Origin of the sequence: Kitasatospora cinereorecta (genome assembly GCF_024172095.1) — a bacterium.
Taxonomy (GTDB): Bacteria; Actinomycetota; Actinomycetes; order Streptomycetales; family Streptomycetaceae; genus Kitasatospora; species Kitasatospora cinereorecta.
In genome coordinates, this window is the sequence record NZ_JAMZDX010000001.1 from 1,025,281 (window position 1) to 1,045,737 (window position 20,457).

At 73.8% G+C, this 20,457-nt stretch carries 15 protein-coding genes; 8 read left to right on the plus strand and 7 right to left on the minus strand.

Going from position 1 to position 20,457, the window contains the following annotated elements; all coding sequences use genetic code 11:
* Nucleotide 1: 1 nt before the first annotated feature.
* Nucleotides 2-4,660: an ATP-dependent helicase gene (locus FHR36_RS04635; protein ID WP_253793955.1), complete on the minus strand. Its 4,659-nt coding sequence runs from the start codon at nucleotides 4,658-4,660 to the stop codon at nucleotides 2-4.
* A 142-nt stretch (nucleotides 4,661-4,802) separates the two neighbouring features.
* Between FHR36_RS04635 and FHR36_RS04640 the strand changes: the two genes are divergently transcribed.
* The 6 genes from FHR36_RS04640 to rny all read left to right on the plus strand — a co-directional run bounded on the left by FHR36_RS04640 (nucleotide 4,803) and on the right by rny (nucleotide 11,539).
* The gene (locus FHR36_RS04640) at nucleotides 4,803-6,311 is read left to right on the plus strand and encodes a S8 family serine peptidase (RefSeq protein ID WP_253793956.1); all 1,509 of its coding nucleotides are present in this window, start codon (nucleotides 4,803-4,805) and stop codon (nucleotides 6,309-6,311) included.
* A 39-nt stretch (nucleotides 6,312-6,350) separates the two neighbouring features.
* Nucleotides 6,351-6,545 carry a DUF3046 domain-containing protein gene (locus tag FHR36_RS04645; protein WP_253793958.1) on the plus strand — a complete coding sequence of 65 codons (195 nt, stop codon included), beginning with the start codon at nucleotides 6,351-6,353 and terminating at the stop codon, nucleotides 6,543-6,545.
* A gap of 180 nt (nucleotides 6,546-6,725) precedes the next feature.
* Complete coding sequence (locus FHR36_RS04650; protein WP_253794740.1) at nucleotides 6,726-7,904, plus strand: AI-2E family transporter; 1,179 nt, start codon at nucleotides 6,726-6,728, stop codon at nucleotides 7,902-7,904.
* 133 nt (nucleotides 7,905-8,037) lie between these two features.
* A complete protein-coding gene (gene recA / locus FHR36_RS04655; protein WP_253793960.1) occupies nucleotides 8,038-9,135 on the plus strand; it encodes a recombinase RecA in 1,098 nt (365 codons plus the stop codon).
* 37 nt (nucleotides 9,136-9,172) lie between these two features.
* The gene (locus FHR36_RS04660; RefSeq protein ID WP_253793962.1) at nucleotides 9,173-9,997 is read left to right on the plus strand and encodes a regulatory protein RecX; all 825 of its coding nucleotides are present in this window, start codon (nucleotides 9,173-9,175) and stop codon (nucleotides 9,995-9,997) included.
* 147 nt (nucleotides 9,998-10,144) lie between these two features.
* On the plus strand, nucleotides 10,145-11,539 hold the full coding sequence (gene rny / locus FHR36_RS04665) for a ribonuclease Y (RefSeq protein WP_253793964.1): 1,395 nt from the start codon (nucleotides 10,145-10,147) through the stop codon (nucleotides 11,537-11,539).
* A gap of 60 nt (nucleotides 11,540-11,599) precedes the next feature.
* On the opposite strand, the gene FHR36_RS04670 is transcribed toward rny, so the two are convergent.
* The 5 genes from FHR36_RS04670 to FHR36_RS04690 form a co-directional block, all read right to left on the minus strand.
* Nucleotides 11,600-13,372 carry an FAD-dependent monooxygenase gene (locus tag FHR36_RS04670; RefSeq protein ID WP_253793965.1) on the minus strand — a complete coding sequence of 591 codons (1,773 nt, stop codon included), beginning with the start codon at nucleotides 13,370-13,372 and terminating at the stop codon, nucleotides 11,600-11,602.
* A 98-nt stretch (nucleotides 13,373-13,470) separates the two neighbouring features.
* Nucleotides 13,471-14,307, minus strand: a complete 837-nt coding sequence (locus FHR36_RS04675) for an amino acid ABC transporter permease (protein ID WP_253793967.1) — start codon at nucleotides 14,305-14,307, stop codon at nucleotides 13,471-13,473.
* A complete protein-coding gene (locus tag FHR36_RS04680) occupies nucleotides 14,304-14,954 on the minus strand; it encodes an amino acid ABC transporter permease (protein ID WP_253793968.1) in 651 nt (216 codons plus the stop codon). The genes FHR36_RS04675 and FHR36_RS04680 overlap by 4 nt, the downstream gene beginning before the upstream one ends.
* A gap of 44 nt (nucleotides 14,955-14,998) precedes the next feature.
* The gene (locus FHR36_RS04685) at nucleotides 14,999-15,904 is read right to left on the minus strand and encodes a glutamate ABC transporter substrate-binding protein (protein ID WP_253793969.1); all 906 of its coding nucleotides are present in this window, start codon (nucleotides 15,902-15,904) and stop codon (nucleotides 14,999-15,001) included.
* Nucleotides 15,905-15,977: 73 nt separating this feature from the next.
* A complete protein-coding gene (locus FHR36_RS04690; RefSeq protein ID WP_380230803.1) occupies nucleotides 15,978-16,760 on the minus strand; it encodes an amino acid ABC transporter ATP-binding protein in 783 nt (260 codons plus the stop codon).
* A gap of 377 nt (nucleotides 16,761-17,137) precedes the next feature.
* Between FHR36_RS04690 and FHR36_RS04695 the strand changes: the two genes are divergently transcribed.
* Together FHR36_RS04695 and FHR36_RS04700 are read left to right on the plus strand one after the other, a co-directional pair.
* Nucleotides 17,138-17,863, plus strand: a complete 726-nt coding sequence (locus FHR36_RS04695) for a response regulator transcription factor (protein WP_253793970.1) — start codon at nucleotides 17,138-17,140, stop codon at nucleotides 17,861-17,863.
* Nucleotides 17,864-17,869: 6 nt separating this feature from the next.
* On the plus strand, nucleotides 17,870-19,300 hold the full coding sequence (locus FHR36_RS04700) for a sensor histidine kinase (protein ID WP_253793971.1): 1,431 nt from the start codon (nucleotides 17,870-17,872) through the stop codon (nucleotides 19,298-19,300).
* A gap of 39 nt (nucleotides 19,301-19,339) precedes the next feature.
* Here the strand turns inward: FHR36_RS04700 and FHR36_RS04705 are convergent, their stop codons facing one another.
* A complete protein-coding gene (locus FHR36_RS04705) occupies nucleotides 19,340-20,365 on the minus strand; it encodes a TAXI family TRAP transporter solute-binding subunit (protein WP_253793972.1) in 1,026 nt (341 codons plus the stop codon).
* Between the last annotated feature and the right edge of the window lie 92 nt (nucleotides 20,366-20,457).

Below are 20,457 nucleotides of genomic sequence, written 5' to 3' on the forward strand. Positions count from 1 at the left end.
CTCATGCGCGTAGGCGGTAGCCGCGGGGGGTGGGGTGGAAGCCGGCGGCTTCCAGGGCGGGGGCGAGGGCCGAGGTGAGGGCGGGTTCGCCGTTGGCGCGTTCGACGGTGACGGTGCCGAGGGTGCCGTCGCGGACGGCGCCCGCGAGGGCGGTTGCGGCCGGTCCGGGGTCCGCCGCCCAACTGAGCAGGGACTTGCCGCCGCGCTCGACGTAGAGCGCGAGTTCGCCGTCGACCAGGACGACCAGGGCGCCGGCCTTGCGGCCGGGGCGGTGGGCGGTGGCTCTGGTGGTGGCGTCCGGGTCGGGTGAGGCCGGGGGTTCGGGCCAGGCCAGGGCGGCGCCGTACGCGTTGGCGGGGTCGGCGGCGGCGAGGACCAGGACCTGAGGGGGTTCGGCGGAGCCGGTGGTGGACCAGTCGGAGGCGGCGGCGCGCTCCAGGCGGCCGCTGATCGAGCGCAGCCGGTCGGCCGCGCCCTCCATGGCGAACTGGGCGCCGCCGAGGCCCTCGACGAAGTAGCCGCGGCGGGCCTTGCCGCGCTCCTCCAGAGCGGCGAGCACCCGGTACACCCCGGCGAAGCCGCCGGGGACGCGTTCGGCGGTGACGGTGCCGCGGGTGAGGATGCCGTGCCGGTCGAGCAGGTTCTGCGCCTGGGCGGTGGCCCGCACGGTCGGGTCGCCGCCGTACGCCGGCAGCAGGGACCAGCGGCCGGCGACGGTGGGCGGGCCGGAGCGCAGCGCCCCGGCGGGTCGGCCGAGGCCCCGCCCGGCGCCGCCGTAGCGGCCGCGCGGGGTGGCGCGGGGGGCCCGGTGGGCGGTGGAGCCGGCGGTGCGGCCGGAGCCGAGCAGGGCACGCAGCGGGGCGAGGGTGTCGTTGGTGACGTAGCCGGCCCAGACCAGGTCCCAGAGGGCGTCGGCGAGTTCGGTGGGGGAGGTGTCGGGGAACGGCTCGGCGAGCCGGTCGGCGAGCTGGCGGAAGAACAGGCCCCAGCCGCCGGCGAGCACGTCCAGCAGGGCGGTGTGCAGCGGGGTGAGTGCGGGCGGGACGGGCTCGGGGCGCAGCAGGTGGGCGTTGTCCGGGAGGTGAAGGCTGATCCAGCCGTCCTTGCCGGGCAGTGCGCCGGCACCGGACCAGCCGATCTCGCCGGCGGACATCAGTTCGTCGAGCATGCCGGGCCGGTAGTCGGTGAGCCGGGCGGGCAGCACCAGCTTCTCCAGGGCGGAGGCGGGCAGGGCGGTGCCCTGGAGCTGTTCGATCACCCGGTAGAGGCCGTCGAGGCCACGCAGCCGGTGGCCGGCCAGGTGCTGCCACTGGGGCAGGAAGGCGGCGAGGGCGCGCGGCGGGACGGCCTCGACCTCCTGGCGCAGGGCGGCCAGTGAGCGGCGGCGCAGCCGGCGCAGCACGTCGGCGTCGCACCACTCGTGGGTGGCGGTGTGGCCCTCGATGGGCCGGAACTCGCCCTGGACCAGGCGGCCGGCGGCGGTGAGCCGGTGCAGGGTGCCGGTGACGACGGCGGTGCCGAGGCCGAACCGGCCGGCCGCCTCGGCGGCGGTGAACGGGCCGTGGGTGCGGGCGTAGCGGGCGATCAGGTCGCCGAGCGGGTCCTTGACCGGTTCGGTGAACGCCTCGGGGACGCCGACCGGCAGCGGGGTGCCGAGGGCGTCGCGCAGCCGGCCCGCGTCCTCGATGGCGGACCAGCGCAGCTCTCCGGCGATCCGGACCTGGATCACCCGGCGGGCGGCCTCCAGTTCCAGGGCCCAGAGCGGCTCGGCGCCGCGGGTGGTCAGTTCGGCCTCGCCGAGCGGGCCGAGCAGGCGCAGGGCGTCGGCGACGCCCTCGGCGTCCTTGATCCGCCGCTCGGGGGTGAGTCGCTGGAGTTCGGCCTCCAGGTCGGCGAGGACCTGCGGGTCGAGGAGTTCGCGCAGCTCGGCCTGGCCGAGCAGTTCGGAGAGCAGCCGGGAGTCGAGGGAGAGGGCGGCAGCGCGGCGCTCGGCGATCGGGGAGTCGCCCTCGTACAGGAACTGGGCGACGTAGCCGAAGAGCAGGGAGCGGGCGAAGGGGGAGGGCTCGGCGGTGGTGACCTCGACCAGGCGGACGGCGCGGGACTCCAGGTCGCCCATCAGCTCGACCAGCCCGGGGACGTCGAAGACGTCCTGGAGGCACTCGCGGACGGCCTCCAGGACGATCGGGAAGGAGCCGTACTCGGCGGCGACCTCCAGCAGCTGGGAGGCGCGCTGGCGCTGCTGCCAGAGCGGGGTGCGGCGGCCGGGGTTGCGGCGGGGCAGCAGCAGGGCGCGGCCGGCGCACTCGCGGAAGCGGGCGGCGAACAGGGCGGAGCCGCCGACCTGGTCGGTGACGATCTGTTCGATCTCGCCGCGGTCGAAGAGCGCCGTGTCGGCGCCGACCGGGGCGTCGTCGGTGACCGGCTTGTCGGTGGGGAAGTCCAGGAGGTCCGCGTCCGGCAGGCGGAGCACGATGCCGTCGTCGGCGTGCATCACCTGCGGGTCCAGGCCGTGCTTCTCGCGCAGGCGGGCGCCGAGGGCGAGCGCCCACGGGGCGTGCACCTGGGCGCCGAACGGGGAGTGGATGACGATCCGCCAGTCGCCGAGCTCGTCGCGGAAGCGCTCGACCACGATGGTGCGGTCGTCCGGGAGGTGGCCGCAGGCCTCGCGCTGCTCGGCCAGGTACGAGAGCAGGTTGCCGGCCGCCCAGTCGTCCAGGCCGGCCAGGCGCAGCCGCTCGGTGGCGGCCTCCGGCGTCAGGGCGCCGACCTCGCGGACGAAGGCGCCGACGGCGCGGCCGAGCTCCAGCGGACGGCCGAGGGTGTCGCCCTTCCAGAACGGGAGCCGTCCGGGCACGCCCGGGGCGGGGGTGACCAGCACCTTGTCGTGGGTGATCTCCTCGATCCGCCAGGAGGTGGTGCCGAGGGTGAAGACGTCGCCGACCCGGGACTCGTAGACCATCTCCTCGTCCAGCTCTCCGACGCGTCCGCCGCCCTTCTTGGGGTCCGCTCCGGCGATGAAGACGCCGAACAGGCCGCGGTCGGGGATGGTGCCGCCGGAGGTGACGGCGAGCCGCTGGGCGCCGGGGCGGCCGGTGACTTGACCTGCGACCCGGTCCCAGACCAGGCGGGGGCGCAGTTCGGCGAAGGCGTCGGAGGGGTAGCGGCCGGCCAGCATGTCGAGCACGCCGTCGAAGGCGGACTGGGGGAGGGTGGCGAACGGCGCGGCGCGGCGGACCACGGTGAGCAGCTCGTCCACGTCCCAGGTGTCCAGGGCGGTCATCGCGACCAACTGCTGGGCCAGCACGTCCAGCGGGTTGCGGGGGATGCGCAGGGCCTCGATCCGCCCGGCGCGCATCCGCTCGGTGACCACGGCGGACTGCACCAGGTCGCCGCGGTACTTGGGGAAGACCACGCCGGTGGAGACCGCGCCGACCTGGTGGCCCGCGCGGCCGACGCGTTGCAGGCCGGAGGCGACCGAGGGCGGCGACTCGACCTGGACCACCAGCTCGACGGCGCCCATGTCGATGCCCAGCTCCAGGCTGGAGGTGGCGACCACGGCGGGCAGCCGGCCGGCCTTCAGCTCCTCCTCGACCAGGGCGCGCTGCTCCTTGGAGACCGAGCCGTGGTGGGCCCGGGCGAGCACCGGCGGGGCGCCGGCGGCCGCGCCGGAGCCGCCCATCAGCTCGGCCGGGCCGTGCGCCTCGGGCATGGCCTCGCCGGTGGCCCGCTCGTAGGCGATCTCGTTCAGCCGGTTGCACAGGCGCTCGGCGAGCCGGCGGGAGTTGGCGAACACGATGGTCGAGCGGTGGGCCTGGACCAGGTCGACGATCCGCTCCTCGACGTGCGGCCAGATCGAGTTCTGACGACCGTCGCCGTTCTCGGCGGGGCCGGTGGTGGCGGCCGGCAGGTCGGCCAGGTCGGCGACCGGGACGACCACGGAGAGGTCGAACTCCTTGGCGACGGCGGGCTGGACGATGCTCGCCCCGCGGTGGGGGCTGAGGAAGCGGGCCACCTCCTCGACCGGGCGGACGGTGGCGGAGAGCCCGATCCGGCGGGCGGGGCGGTCCAGCAGCCGGTCGAGCCGCTCCAGGCTGAGCGCCAGGTGGGCGCCGCGCTTGGTGCCGGCGACGGCGTGCACCTCGTCCAGGATCACCGTGTCGATGCCGCGCAGCGCCTCCCGCGAGGCGGAGGTGAGCAGCAGGAACAGCGACTCGGGGGTGGTGATCAGGATGTCCGGCGGGTGGGTGGTGAAGCGGCGGCGGTCGGCGGCGGGGGTGTCGCCGGAGCGGATGGCGACCTGGACCTCGGGCTCGGGCAGGCCGAGCCGGACGGCGGCCTGGCGCAGGCCGGCCAGCGGGGCCCGCAGGTTGCGCTCGACGTCGACCGCGAGGGCCTTGAGCGGCGAGATGTAGAGCACCCGGCAGCGGCGCTTGGGGTCGGCCGGGGGCGGGGTGGCGCTGAGCCGGTCGAGCGCCGAGAGGAAGGCCGCCAGGGTCTTGCCGGAGCCGGTGGGGGCGACCACCAGGACGTCGGTCTCCTGCCGGATGGCCGACCAGGCCTGGGCCTGGGCCTCGGTGGGCGCCTCGAAGGCGCCGGTGAACCAGGCGGTGGTCGCCGGGGCGAAGCCGTCGAGAGCGTCGGAGGTGGGTCGCGCCATGCCCCCATGGTGCCCGCTGCCACCGACAGCCCGCGGGTCGGTCACCGTCTGACGCAGTCCAGCAAGTCAAATAGGACAATCCGCTCATATGGTGAGGTATTAGGCCGGCGGTCGCGCAGGCCCGAGGAGCGGAGGCCGCGCCATGGAGCAGGTCAGCCACCACGGCCGCCCGGCCCGGCACCGCAGCCTCCAGGTGCTCGGCGCGATGCTGCTGACCGCCCTCCTGCTCGGCGGCGCCGTCCCGTACGTGGCCGGACCCGGCCGCTCCTTCCTCAGCTACCTGGTGCTCGCCGACACCCTGGACGCCCAGGGCGCCAAGCACGCCTCCGTCGAGGCCCAGGCGGCCGGCGGCACGGTGATCCAGGACTACCCGCAGATCGGCGCCGTGCTCGCGTACGCCACCGGCCAGTTCGCCGAGCGGCTGCGCGGACGTCCGGGCATAGCCGCGGTCGGCGCCACCCGTACCGCTGCCGTACCCGGGCCGCCGCGCCCGCTCAGCGGCCTCGGGGCGTTCGCCCCGACCAGCGTCGAGTCGACGGACGACTCCACCGCCACCATCCCCGACCCCGCCGAGCAGAGCGACTGGAACCTCGCCATGATCGGCGCCACCGAGCAGCCCGCCGGGCCCGGCACCCTGCTGCGGGTGCCCACCGGCGACCACGTGATCGACCGCGGCGCCGTCCCCACCGCCCAGGAGCTGCGTCACGTGACCGTCGCGGTGCTCGACTCCGGCGTCGACGACACCCACCCCGACCTGCGCGCCGCCGTCGACCCGCGCTCCTCGGTCTCCTGCGCCGACGGCCGGCCCGACGCCCGGTACGGGTCCTGGCGGCCCGACCCCGGGGTCACCGAGAGCGGCCACGGCACCCACGTCGCCGGCATCGTCGGCGCCGCCCGGGACGGGCACGGCGTCACCGGCGTCGCCCCCGGCGTGCGGATCGCCGCCGTCCGGCTGCTCGGCCCGCTCGGCCAGTACTACGCCGAGAACATCGTCTGCGGCATGCTCTGGGCCGCCGACCACGGCGCCAAGGCCATCAACGACAGCTACTTCGCCGACCCGTGGAAGTACAACTGCCCCGAGGACCCCGACCAGGCCGCGCTGATCGCCGCCGTCGGCCGGGCCGTCGCCTACGCCCAGAAGCAGGGCGCGGTGGTGGTCGCCTCGGCCGGCAACGACGCGCAGGACCTCACCGCCGGCCGCGAGGACCAGCGGAGCCCCAACGACCGGGACTCCGGACCGGCCCAGGACCGGCAGCTGGGCACCGAGTGCGTCCGGCTGCCCGGCGAACTGCCCGGCGTGGTCACGGTGAGCGCGGTCGACCGGCGCGGGCTGCCCGCCGCCTACACCAACTACGGGCGCGGGCGGATCTCGCTGGCCGCCCCGGGCGGCGACCCCGACGGCGGGCCGCAGGACGCGGTGGTCTCCGACTGGCCCGGCGGGCAGTACGCGGCACTGGCTGGCACCTCGATGGCCGCCGCCCACGTCACCGGTGCGGTCGCGGTGGTGGCCGCCACCCACCCTGACTGGGGCCCGGACCGGGTGGTCGCCCGGCTCACCGAGGCGGCCGAGGCCAACTGCTCGCAGCTGCTGCCCGCCGGCTGCCAGGACCGGGAGTACCTCGGGGCGGGCATCCTGGACCTGCCCCGGTAGCCCCCGGGGCGCGGCCCGCGGTACCGGATACTGGACCGCATGAGGCTGACCGAGTTCTGGCGACGGATGTACCTGCACTTCGGCGAGGCGTACGCGGAGTCCTTCGCGCAGGACCACGTGATGGCCGAGCTCGACCACCGGACCGTCCGCCAGGCGCTGGACGCCGGGTGGGAGGCCAAGGACGTGTGGCGCGCGGTCTGCGAGACCCAGGGGGTGTCGGCGCAGCTGCGCTGACCGGTTTCGGTTGACCGGTTTCGACCGGGTATGGGTGAGACTGTCCCGGTGGTGAGCAGCGCAGAGACCCCGTTCGAGACTCCCCGACCGGCCGAGGCCCCCGGAGCGGCGGAGGCGCCGCCGCGGCCGGACCGGGCCACCGAGGACCGCCCCCGCCGCCCCGCCCTGCGCGGCGGGGCGATGCCGCGCTGGCTGCCCCGGGCGATGCTGCTGGCGCTGGCGCTGGTCGGCCTCTTCCAGCTCGCCGACTGGGCCTTCCACCAGCTCATCGACCTGTTCGTGATGCTGCTGGTGGCGTTCTTCCTCTCGCTGGCGATCGAGCCCGCGGTGGACCGGATGGCGGCCCGCGGGATGCGCCGCGGGCTCGGCACCTTCCTGGTGTTCATCGCGCTGGCGGTGGCCGTGGCCGGCTTCGTCACCGCGCTCGGCACCCTGCTGGTGGACCAGGTCAGCCAGATCGCCACCCGTCTCCCGCACCTGCTGGAGAACCTGATCGACTGGATCAACCGGACCTTCCACCAGGACGTCTCGCTGAGCCAGCTGCAGCACCAGGTGCTCAAGGACTCCGGCACCATCGAGGGCTACGCCCAGCAGGCCGCGGACAACGTCTGGGGCGTCTCCTCCACGGTGATCGGCGGCCTGTTCCAGGCCTTCACGGTCGGGTTGTTCACCTTCTACTTCACCGCCGAGGGCCCGCGGGTGCGGCGCACCGTCTGCTCGCTGCTGCCGCCGGAGCACCAGGGCGAGGTGCTGCGGGCCTGGGAGATCGCGCTGGCCAAGACCGGCGGCTACCTCTACTCGCGGGCGCTGCTGGCGCTGGTGTCGACCCTGGCGCACTGGATCGCCTTCGAGCTGATCGGGCTGCCGTACGCCGCCGCGCTGGGCATCTGGGTCGGTGTGATGTCCCAGTTCGTGCCGACCATCGGCACGTACATCGCGGGGGCGCTGCCGGTGCTGGTGGCGCTGACCGGGCAGCCGGTGGACGCGGTCTGGGTGCTGGCCTTCGTGATCGTCTACCAGCAGGTCGAGAACTACCTGCTGCACCCGCGGATCACCGCGCGGACGGTGGACGTGCACCCGGCGGTGGCGTTCGGCTCGGTGATCGCCGGGGCGGCGCTGCTCGGTGCGGTCGGGGCGCTGATCGCGATCCCGGCGGCGGCCACCCTGCAGGGCTTCGTCGGCACCTACGTGCGCCGCTACGAGGTGGCCGCCGACCCGCGGATCGACCGGGGCGAGGAACGCAGGGAGCGCAGGCGGCAGACCGTGCGCCGGTTGCGGCGCATGGTGAGTGGTGGATCTTCGGACGAAACCCCAGGTCAGGGCGGTGGCGACGGATCGGGGGAGGGGTTCGGCAGATAATCGAACGAGTGTTCCCTATACTCGTGCGCGTCGAGTTTTCCACAGGCCGGGCCCGATCCGGGTCGATTGTCGGTGGGACGCGCTAGCGTCGATGACGATGAAGCGCACAGCACAGAACCCGAGGGTGGAAGCCATGGCAGGTACGGACCGCGAGAAGGCTCTTGAGACCGCGCTCGCCCAGATCGAGCGGCAGTTCGGCAAGGGCTCGGTGATGCGCCTGGGCGAGAAGGCCAACGAGCCCATCGACGTGATCCCCACCGGCTCCACCGCCCTGGACGTGGCGCTGGGCGTCGGCGGCATCCCGCGCGGCCGGGTGGTCGAGATCTACGGCCCCGAGTCGTCCGGCAAGACCACGCTGACCCTGCACCTGGCGGCCAACGCACAGCGGGCCGGCGGCACGGTCGCCTTCGTCGACGCGGAGCACGCGCTCGACCCCGAGTACGCCAAGAAGCTCGGCGTGGACACCGACGCCCTGCTGGTCAGCCAGCCGGACACCGGTGAGCAGGCCCTCGAGATCACCGACATGCTGATCCGCTCCGGCGCGATCGACCTGGTGATCATCGACTCGGTCGCGGCGCTGGTGCCCCGCGCCGAGATCGAGGGCGAGATGGGCGACTCGCACGTCGGTCTGCAGGCCCGCCTGATGAGCCAGGCACTGCGCAAGATCGCCGGCGCGCTCAACCAGTCCAACACCACCGCCGTCTTCATCAACCAGCTGCGCGAGAAGATCGGCGTCATGTTCGGCTCGCCGGAGACCACGACCGGTGGCCGCGCGCTGAAGTTCTACGCCTCGGTCCGGCTCGACATCCGCCGCATCGAGACGCTGAAGGACGGCACCGAGGCGGTCGGCAACCGCACCCGCGTCAAGGTGGTCAAGAACAAGGTCGCCGCGCCGTTCAAGCAGGCCGAGTTCGACATCCTCTACGGCGTGGGCATCAGCCGCGAGGGCGGCCTGATCGACATGGGCGTCGAGCACGGCTTCATCCGCAAGTCCGGCGCCTGGTACACCTACGAGGGCGACCAGCTCGGCCAGGGCAAGGAGAACGCCCGCAACTTCCTGCGCGACAACCCGCAGCTGGCCGACGAGATCGAGGCCAAGATCAAGGGCAAGCTCGGCATCGGCCCCAAGGTCGAGACCCCCGGCGGCGAGGCCGCCGCTCCGGCCGCCGAGGTCCCCGCGCCGGCCAAGACCGCCGCGGCGAAGAAGGCGGCGGCCGCTGCCAAGGCCTGAGCCGTTGACGCACCATCCCGACCGGTCACCGGGCTCGATGGACGAGCCCGGTGACATCGGTCCGCCCGACTGGTTCGCGGCCTGCGCCGAACCGGACGGCGAACCGGCCGACACCCGGACCGACGGGCCGGCCGGTGCACCCGGTGGCGAGACGGACGACCCGGCCCCGGAGCTGCCCGAGCTGCTCCGGGCCTCCGAGCTGCCCGGAGGCCGGCGCCGCCGCCGTTCCGCGCTGACCGAGGAGCGGCCCACGGGGCCGGACCCCGACGCGCCGACCGAGCCGCCGGCCCCGCGCCACCGCAGGCGTACCGCACCCGCCGAGGACGGCGGGCCCGTCGCCGAGCCCGTGGACCCGGCCGCGCGCGCCCGCGACATCTGCCTGCGCCTGCTCACCGGCGCGGCCAAGACCCGCAAACAGCTGGCCGACGCGCTGCGCCGCCGGGAGATCCCGGACGGGGTGGCCGAGGAGGTGCTCTCCCGCTACGAGGAGGTCGGTCTGATCGACGACGCCGCCTTCGCCGCCGCGTGGGTCGAGGCCCGGCACACCCGGCGCGGACTCTCCCGGCGGGCCCTGGGCCAGGAACTGCGGACCAAGGGCGTGGCCGGCGAGCTGGTCGAGCGGGCGCTCGCCCAGGTCGACTCCGACGACGAGACCGACGCCGCCCGCGCCCTGGTCGAGCGCAAGCTGCGCGCCACCCGCGGCCTGGAGCGGGAGACCCGGATCCGCCGGCTGGTCGGCGTGCTGGCCCGTCGCGGATACGCCGAAGGCCTGGCCTTCCGGGTCGTCCGCGAAGCCCTCGACGAGGAGGCGGCCGACGAGGGCGCGTCCGGCCGGGAGCCCGAGGGCGACGAGCCGTGGTGACACCGGCTCAGATCGAGTGCGCCAACTTGAAGTCGCATCTTGACCGTTTCGTAACCCGCGCCTAGCCTCGCAGGCAGGGGGATCACTTTCGATCGCGCTACGGCCACGCCTGCGCTGGATCGTGTCCAGGGACGGGGAGTGGGCCGGATGAGCATCGCCACAGGCACCGGATCGGGAACCTCCCTGCCGGCCGCCCTGCTCCTGGTCGGGGTGCTTGCCGCGGTGATGGCCGCCGCCTGGCTGATGGTCCGCCAGCGCCGTGCCGAACTCGACCGCCGCGAGGAACGGCTGACCGCCGAACTGCGCCGCCTGCACAGCCAGGAGGACGAGCTCGCCGAGCGCACCGCCGAGTCGCAGCGGCTGCGCGGCGAGCTGGACGAACTCGCCGCCGAGCAGCGCCGCACCCTCGAACGGGCCGCCGGGCTGACCGCCGACCAGGCCAGGGCCGAACTGGTCGACGCCGCCCGCACCGAGGCCGACCGGGAGGCCGCGGTCGTCGTCCGCGAGATCGAACGGCGCGCGAAGGCCGACGGCGAGCAGCGGGCCCGGGAGATCATCGCCTCCTCGATCCAGCGGCTGGCCGCCGAGCAGACCGCCGACACCGCGGTGTCCCAGTTCCGCCTCCCCAACGAGGACATGAAGGGCCGGATCATCGGCCGGGAGGGCCGCAACATCCGGGCTTTCGAAGCGGTGACCGGCGTCAACCTGATCGTCGACGACACCCCCGGCGTCGTCCAGCTCTCCTGCTTCGATCCGGTGCGCCGGGAGGCCGCCCGGCTCACCCTGGAGTCGCTGGTCTCGGACGGCCGGATCCACCCGGCCCGGATCGAGGAGGCGTACGAGCGCAGTCGCGCCGAGGTCGAGCGACTGTGCGTACGGGCCGGCGAGGACGCGCTGCTGGCCGTCCGGGTCGGCGGCCCGATGGCGCCCGAGCTGGTTTTGACCCTCGGCACCCTGCGCTACCGCACCTCCTACGGGCAGAACGTGCTCGGGCACCTCACCGAGTCGGCCCACATCGCCGGAATGATGGCTGCCGAGCTCGGCGTCGATCCCGAACCGGTCCGGCGGGCCGCCCTGCTGCACGACATCGGCAAGGCGCTCAGCCACCGGGTGCCGGGCGGCCACGCCGCGATCGGGGCACAGTTCGCGCGGCGGCACGGGGAGTCGGAGGAAGTGGTGCACGCGATCGAGGCCCACCACGGGGAGGTCGAGCCGCGCACCGTGGAGGCCGTGCTGACGCAGGCCGCCGACGCCTGCTCGGGCGGGCGGCCGGGGGCCCGGAAGGAGTCCGTGGAGGCCTACGTCCGACGCCTGGAGCGGCTGGAGGAGATAGCGCGGGCCCACGACGGGGTGGCGAAGGTGTTCGCGATGCAGGCCGGGCGGGAGGTCCGGGTGATGGTCCAGCCGGACCTGGTCGACGACCTGCGGGCGCAGGTGATCGCCCGGGAGGTCGCCAAGCAGGTCCGCGAGGAGCTGACGTACCCGGGGCAGATCCGGATCACGGTGGTGCGGGAGTCGCGGGCGACCGAGTTCGCCCGGTGAGCTGAACCCCGCCGGGTCGGGCCGACCCCAGGGGCGCGGGGAACCGCTCGAGGCGGAAGGCTACGGCGCCGTACCTTCCGCTGCGCGCAGTTCTCCCCCAGCCTCCGGCCGGGAGGTACCCCCACGCGCCCCCTGGGGTACCCGCTCACGTGGGGACGTCCGGCGGGAGGCCTGGAACTGGGCGGCGAGGTCCTGGATGGCGTCGTCCGCGGCGCCGTGGGTGGCGCCGACGAGGTGGCCGTCGGGGCGGACCAGCAGGACGGTGTGCGGTTCGGCGCCGGGGTAGGACTCGGCGACCAGGACCTCGGCGGGGACGGGGAGGGCCCCGGCGACCTCGGCGAGCCGCGGCATCAGGCCGACGTGCAGCCAGTGCCGGGAGGACCAGACGGCGGTGCCGGGTGCGACCAGGACCAGCAGGAAGCCGGCGCCGAGCCGGGACCGCAGCGAGTCGGCGGTGCCCTCCATGGTGACCACCGGGACGTCCGGGACGAGTACCCCGGGGGCGGTGGCGGGGTGGTTCTCGGTGAGCGAGGTGCCGCGGCCGGTGCCGCGCTGGACCGGGACCCGGCCGGGGACGCCGGAGGGCGCGGCGGGGTAGGCGGGCGCGCCGCCGAACCGGCCGGTGCCGAGCTGCCCGTCGGCGAGCAGCGGGGCGTGCTTGCGGAAGGAGCCGGTGAGCAGCGAGCGCCGGGTCTGCTGCCAGCCGCGCAGCGGTCGCAGCAGGGGCATGGTCTGGTCGACCGCCCGCAGCCGGGCGCCGACGGCGCCGCGCCGCTCCGCCTCGTACCCGTCGAGCAGCGAGCCGCGGGCCTCGGATTCGGCGGACTGGGAGCCCGGGGCGGCGGAGGGGAGGTGCCAGGCGAGGGCGAGCCGCCAGGCGAGGTTGTCGGCGTCGCGCAGGCCGTCGGCGAGGTTCTGCATGCCGAGGGCGCCGTGCAGGTGGGCGGCGTCACCGGCGAGGAAGCAGCGGCCGGAGCGGAAGCGGGCGGCGAGGCGCTGCTGGGCGGTGTGGTCGGCGGCGGCGAGCAGGTCGAACGGCGGGAGTTCGCCGCACCAGCCGGTGAGGGTGGCCTTGACCCGGGCCAGCAGGGTGTCGCCGGTGACGATGCCGGGCCAGGTGGCGTGTGGGTCGACCGGTTCGGTGGGGGCGGGGCGGCCGGGCGGCAGGCGCCAGTCGAGCCGCCAGAGGCCGTCCGGCAGCGGGCGGGCGGAGGCTTCGCGGTCGCCGCGCCACGGCGGCTCGCGGTGCAGCCGGGCCTCGCCGGGGAAGGGCAGGTCGACCCGGACGGTGGCCACCGCATGGCGGTCGACGGCCGGCCGGCCGGGGAAGCGGATGCCGAGCAGCTTGCGGACGGTGGAGCGGGCGCCGTCGCAGCCGACCAGGTGGCTGCCGCGCCACCAGGTGTCGCGCCCGTCCTGGACGGAGGTGGTGCGGACCGAGACGCCGTCGCGGTCCTGCTCCAGTTCGACCACCCGGCTGAGCGGGCTGAACTGGATCAGCCCGGTGGCGGTGACGGCGTCGCTGAGGCCGCGCTGCAGGCGGTGCTGGGCGAGGTGGAGGACAGGGTCGTCGTCCAGCGGGACCCGGAGCACCTCGCTGCGGCGGCGCCAGATGGTGAAGGCGTCCCAGCGGGCCGCGTCGGTGGCGGCCCTGGCGTAGCCGAGCCGGGTGAGGAAGGCGGCGGTCTCCGCGCCGAGCACGACCGAGCGCGGGCCCTCCGAGCAGACGCCGGTGCCCTGGTCCAGGACGATGCTGGGGACGTCGTTGCGGGCGAGTGCGAGGGCCAGGGCCAGGCCGACCGGCCCGGCCCCGACCACGATCACCGGGTCCACGACGGGACCTCGGGGCACTCGGGCGCGGTGGCCGCGGCGGAAGGGGACGTCCCAGGTGGTGTCACGAAGAGCAATGCAACAGATCACCTGGGTTGCCGTCAAGCAGCGGCCGATGTGCGCCGGTTCGCGCCGCGACGGCCGCGCGCCTCGAGCCACTTGGCCAGCGCGGTGAGGGCCAGGCACAGTCCGATGTAGATCGGTGCGATCACCAGCACCATCGGGATGTACGGGTAGCCGTCCGGGGTGGAGGTGTTGGAGGCGATCAGCTTGCCCGCGTACAGCAGCTCGGGGTACGTGATGATGTAGCCGAGCGAGGTGTCCTTGAGGGTCACCACCAGCTGGCCGATGATGGTCGGCAGCATCGAGCGGATCGCCTGCGGCACCAGGACGCTCAGCATCACCTGGGTCTTGCGCATGCCCAGCGCGTAGGCGGCCTCGCCCTGGCCGCGGGGCAGGGTCTGGATGCCGGTGCGGATGATCTCGGCCTGCACGGCGCCGTTGTAGAGGGTCAGGCCGATGACCAGGGCCCACATCGGCTCCGCCGGGAAGACCGCCCGGTAGAGCGCGAAGATCATGATCAGCAGCGGCATGGCCCGGAAGAACTCCACCACACCGGTGGTGGGGACCCGCAGCCAGCGGTGGTCGGAGAGCCGGCCGGCAGCCAGCAGGGTGCCGAACACCACCGAGAAGACCGCGGCCAGGCCGAACGCCTTCAGGGTGGCCAGGGCGCCGTCGAGGATCCGCTGCTGGACGGCGGTGTACTCGAACACCGACCACATGTCGCCGGAGAACTGGCCGGCGTCGGCCAGGCGGCTGTAGGCGTACCAGCCGAGGGCGGCGATGCCGAGGGTGCCCAGCACGCCGGCGACGGCGTAACGGATCCGGGCCCGCGGGCCGGGCGCGTCGTAGAGGACGGTCGCGTTCTGGGTACTCACCGGGCCACCGCCAGCTGCTTCTCGAGGACTCGGAAGACCGCGCTGACCGTGAAGCTGACCAGCAGGTAGGCGAGCGCGATCCAGAAGAAGGTCACGAAGATCGGGTAGCCCTTCTCGTCGAAGGCCTTCTGGGTGCTGAACAGCTCCGGGACGTTGAACGCGCCGGCCACCGCCGAGTTGCGCGGCAGCGCGATGAAGATCGAGCTCATCGGCGGCAGCACCGAACGGGCGGCCTGCGGCAGCACGATGGTGCCCAGGGTCTGCCCGAAGCCCATGCCCAGGCTGCGGGCGGCCTCGGCCTGGCCGAGGGGCACGGTGTTGATGCCCGAGCGCAGCACCTCGCAGACGAACGCGCCGGTGTACGCCGACAGCGCCATCACCGCGAAGGTGAACGACGACAGGTGCACGTCGAGCCTCGGGAGTGCGAACACCACTCCGAAGAACAGCAGGGTCAGCGGGGTGTTGCGGAACACCATCACCCAGCCGGTGCCGAAGGCCCGGAGCACGGGCACCGGGGAGACCCGGAAGGCCGCCAGCACACCACCCAGCAGCAGGGCGAACAGAGCGCTGATCGCGCTGAGCTCGATCGTCTGCAGGAAGCCGTGGTAGAACAGCGAGAAATTGCCGTCCTCGAACAATATGCCCACGCCGGCGGCCCTCCTCTCGTACTAAGGGATCGTCAGGAAACGGTTCAGTAGCGCTCGAGCGCCGGGACGGCCGGGGCGGCGGAGCCGGACAGGCCCAGGGTGGCGTCGTACGCCTTCTTCCAGTCGCCGTTGTCCTCGTGCGCCTTCAGGGCGTCGTTGACCGCGTCGCGCAGCGCCTTGTCGTCGATCTTCAGGCCGACGCCGTACTTCTCGGTGGAGAAGGTCTTGCCGACCACCTTGAGCTTGCCGGCGTTCTTCGCGGCGTAGCCCTTGAGGATGGCGTCGTCGGTGGTGACCGCGTCGACCTCCTTGGTGAGCAGCTTGTCGACGCACTGGGCGTAGGTGTCGTACGCGGTGACCTTGGCGCCGTAGGTCTTGATCTTGTCGATCGAGGTGGAGCCGGTGACCGTGCAGACCGCCTTGTCCTTGGTCGCCTCCGGACCGGTGATGTCGGTGTTGTCCTTGTTCACCAGGAGGTCCTGGCCGGCGATGTAGTACGGGCCGCCGAAGGAGACCAGCTTCTTGCGGTTGTCGTTGATCGAGTAGGTGCCGACGTAGAGGTCGATCTGGCCGCCGGCCAGCGCGGTCTCGCGGTTGGCGGAGACGACCGTCTTCCACTCGATCTGCTCGGGCTTGAAGCCGAGGTCGGCGGCGACCATCTTGGCGATCTCGATGTCGAAGCCGTTGCGGGTGTTGGTCTGCAGGTCCTCGAAGCCCAGGTACGGCTGGTCGGCCTTGGCACCGATGACCAGCTTGCCGTTCTTCTTGGCGTTGGCCCACACCGGCGACGCGTCGAGCTTGGCGTCGGCCTTCACGGTGTAGGTGGGCAGCTGCGCGGCGGCCGAGGCGTCACCGGACGAGGCGTTCGGGGAGCCGTCCTTGCCACAGGCGGCGACGGCGGTGAGCGCCAGCACGGACAGGGCGGCGGCGACGGTACGACGAGCCTTCATGAGGGGGTCTTCTCCAAGGTTCTTGTCATGGTTCAGCCGAATGTTCGGAGCTGACGCTAGATCACCGGCACGGTCAGTGGGTGAGGATCTTCGAAAGGAAGTCCTTCGCGCGGTCGCTGCGCGGCGCGGTGAAGAACGCGTCGGGGGTGTTCTCCTCGACGATCCGGCCGTCCGCCATGAACAGGACGCGGTTGGCGGCGGACCGGGCGAAGCCCATCTCGTGCGTGACCACGACCATCGTCATGCCCTCGGCGGCGAGCGAGCGCATCACCTCAAGCACCTCGTTGACCATCTCGGGGTCGAGGGCGGAGGTGGGCTCGTCGAACAGCATCACCTTGGGCTTCATGGCCAGGGCGCGGGCGATGGCCACCCGCTGCTGCTGGCCGCCGGAGAGCTGCGCCGGGTACTTGTCCGCCTGGGCGCCGACGCCGACCCGCTCCAGCAGCTCGCGGGCGGTCGCCTCGGCCTGCGCGCGGGGCACCTTGCGCACCTTGACCTGGGCGAGGACCACGTTCTCCAGCACGGTCTTGTGGGCGAACAGGTTGAAGCTCTGGAACACCATGCCCACATCGGCGCGCAGCCGGGCCAGCTCCTTGCCCTCGGCGGGTAGCGGGCGGCCGTCGATCGCGATGCTGCCGGAGTCGATGGTCTCCAGGCGGTTGATCGTGCGGCACAGCGTGGACTTGCCGGAACCGGAGGGGCCGATCAGCACCACCACCTCGCCGCGGGCGATCTCCAGGTTGATGTCCTGGAGCACGTGCAGCGCGCCGTAGTGCTTGTCGACCCCCTTCAGCGACACCAGCGGTCCGGTGGCGACGGCGTCGGACGCGGTGTCGGAGACGGTCTCTTCGGTCATCGCGCCTTGCTCCCTCGTATCCGATCCCAGGGTGAACTCCCTTGGGCCGCAGTGCCGGTGGTGAACGGTCTGGTACCGGGGGCCGGAGCCGGCGGAGCCCGCAGCCCCCGGTGGGGCGACCATAGACAACCCGTCGAGGTGGCGTCAGCCGATCTGAGGGGAACTTGAGGATCACGAAACGGCCACGCCCGGTGACCGCTCCGGTGCATATCGGCTCCGTAACGGTCGGGCGAGGACGGCCGGGAGCCATTGACCTCGGGCCGCCCGATGGGCATGGATGCCAGGATGGCCGCGAACGGTTCGCGGCCGAGCCATGACAATGGTCGGAAGACTCTCCGGGCCGACCGCCCGGCCGGTACCCGCAGGAAGGAGCCCGGATGCGCCTGCTTCTGGTCGAGGACGACGACCGCGTCGCCGCCGCGCTGGTCGCGGTGCTCGGACGGCACGGCTTCCAGGTCCGGCACGCCCGCAGCGGCCACGAGGCGCTCGACGCCCTGGTCCCCGACGGCAGCGACCCCTACCGGGTCGTGCTGCTCGACCTCGGCCTGCCCGACCGGGACGGCTTCGAGGTGTGCAGCCGGATCCGGGCCGGCAGCGGCGTGCCGGTGATCATGGTCACCGCACGGGCCGACATCCGCTCCCGCATCCACGGCCTCAACCTCGGCGCCGACGACTACGTGGTCAAGCCCTACGACATGGGCGAACTGCTCGCCCGGATCCACGCCGTGGCCCGCCGCGGCACCGGCACCGGAGGAGACCAGCAGGACGAGAAGCAGGCCGGGCCGCTGGAGTCGCGCGGCGTGGTGATCGACCGCGAGCGCCGCCGGGTCAGCGTCGAGGGCCGCGACGTGCCGCTCACCCGCAAGGAGTTCGACCTGCTCGCGCTGCTCGCGCAGAGCCCCGGCGTGGTCTACCGCCGCGAGCAGATCTTCAGCGAGGTCTGGCGCAGCGGCTGGGAGGGCAACGGCCGCACCCTGGAGGTGCACATCGGCTCGCTGCGCACCAAGCTCGGGCTGCCCGGCCTGGTCGAGGCGGTCCGCGGCGTCGGCTACCGGCTGATCCCGGACGAGCCCGTCGCCGACGCCGGCGAAGCGGGGCGCTGACCCCCCGTGCGCAACCGCCTGCTCGGCATCCTGCTCGCCCTGATGGTCGCCGTCCTGGCGGCCCTCGGCGTGCCGCTCGCCTACCTGGTCGCCTCCTCCGAGCAGAGTGCGGTCGTGGTCGACCGGCTCGACGACGCCGCCCGCTTCGCCCAGGACCTGCCCACCCAGGGCCGGGCCACCGCCGCCATGAAGGGCGACCCGCAGCCGGTCGCCGGCGACACCGCCCGGCTGCACGCGCTGACCGCCGAGGCGGCCCGCTACCACGAGCTGTACGGCGTACGGATCGGCGTCTTCCACCGGGACGGCACCGCGGTCGCGGTCGCCCCGGACGACTGGCGCGCCCCGAGCGGCGGGGTCGGCGGCGAGGCCTTCCAGGAGGCCCTGGACGGCCGGCGCAGCCACAACTCGCCGCAGGTCTGGCCGTGGACCACCGACCGGACCCTCACCGTCGCGCTCCCCGTGGTCCGCGACGGCGACGTGGTCGCCGTGGTGCTCACCGAGTCGCCCACCGGACCGCTGCGCGCCCGGATCCTGCACCGCTGGCTGGTGGTCGCCGCCGGCGAGGCGCTCGCCATGATCGTCGCCGTGCTGCTCGCCGTCCGGCTCACCGGCTGGGTGCTGCGCCCGGTCCGCACCCTCGACCGGGCCACCCACGACATCGCCACCGGCCGGATGAACGCCCGGGTCGCCCCCAGCGGCGGCCCGCCCGAGCTGCGGCGCCTCGCCCGCTCCTTCAACGACATGGCCGACCACGTGGTGCTCGCCATGGACCAGCAGCGGGCCTTCGTCGCCGACGCCTCCCACCAGCTGCGCAACCCGCTCTCCGCGCTGCTGCTGCGGGTCGAACTGCTCGGCCTGGAGCTGCCCGAGGGGCACGAGGAGGAGCTGGCCGCCGTCCGGGACGAGGGCACCCGCCTCGCCCGGGTGCTGGACGACCTGCTCGGCCTGGCCACCGCCGAGGGCTCCCGGCCCGAACCGGAGCCGGTCGACGTCACGGCGCTGGTGCTGGCCCGGATCGACGCCTGGCGGCCGCTGGCCACCCAGCGCGGCATCGGCCTGGACCGCCGCGGCCCGGTCCTCGCCCACGCCTGGGCCGACCCGATCGCCTTCGGCAGCGCGCTGGACGCGGTGCTCGACAACGCGCTCAAGTTCACCCCGTCCGGGGCCGCCGTCCAGGTCGGCGTGGAGGTCCGCAAGCACGACGTCGCGGTGGCCGTGGCCGACGCCGGACCGGGTCTGACCGAGGAGGAGCTCGGCCGGATCGGCGACCGCTTCTGGCGCAGCTCCCGCCACCAGAACGTGGACGGCTCCGGCCTCGGCCTGTCCATCGCCCGGACCCTGCTGCTCGCCGGGGGCGGCTCGCTCGACTTCGCCCCGGCGGAGCCGAACGGCCTGGTGGTGACCCTCAGCCTGCCGCGCAACCGCGACGGCCGCTGAGACCGCCGGGCCCGCAGGGGATCAGGGCTTTGAACCGGGTCAGGGCTTGATCGAGACGTAGTACCGCTTGGCGCCCTCGTGCAGCGGCAGCGGATCGGTGTAGACCGCCGTCCGCAGGTCCACCAGCTGCGCGGCGTGCACCTGGGAGCCGATGGTGTCCCGGCTGTCGATCACCGCCCGGGTCACCCCCTGCACCAGGCCCGGGTCGACGTCGTCCCGGGTCACCAGCAGGTTCGGCACCGCGACGGTGGCCACCGCCGTGTTGTGCGGCTCGGCGGCCGGGTAGGCGTCGGCCGGCATGGTGGCGGCCCGGTACGCGTCCACGCCGCCGCCCTCCAGCTGGTGCAGCGCCTCGGCCAGGTCGGCGAGCGGCACGATCCGGATCGCGACCCGCTCGGACAGGTCGCTCAGCGCCGCCGTCGGCAGGCCGCCCGACCAGAAGAACGCGTCCAGCTGCCCCTTCGCCAGCTGGTCGGCGGCGTCGCCGACACCCAGCGGGGCCGGCTTGATGTCCTTGTCCGGATTGAGCCCGGCCGCCTCCAGCAGCCGCCGGGTCACCAGGTTGACGCCCGACTTCGACTGCCCCACCCCGACCCGCAGCCCGCGCAGGTCGGACGCCTTCTGCACCGGCGAGCCCGCCCGCACCACCAGCTGCAGGTAGTCGTCGTACAGCCGGGCGATCGCTCGCAGCCGCGGCTTGCCCGGACCGGAGAAGCTGGCCACCGAGTCGGCGGTCGCGATGGCGAAGTCGTCCTGCCCGGTGGTGACCCGCTCCAGGTTGTCCAGCGAGCCCTCGGAGTTGTCCAGCCGCAGCTTCACCCCGGGCATCGCGGTCGCCACGTACCCGCGCAGCAGCTGGCCGTAGCGGTCGTACACGCCCTTGGGGACGCCGGTGGCGAAGCGGGTCTCGCCCTTCGGGTACGGCGCCGCACCGGCGGCGGACAGCCACCAGCCGGCCAGCCCGCCCACCACCAGCACGAGGACCGCCGCCGTTCGGCACAGCCGGCTGCGGGCGGCCGCGCGCACGGCGGTGCCCAGACGCGTCGGGGTGGAGGTGTCGGCCATGACAGGGATAGTGCCAGGCTCGGCCGCTCTGCGGGAGGGGCGAGCGGCTGCCGTTGGGGCGAGCGGCTGCCCTTACCCTTGCTGTCGTGGGT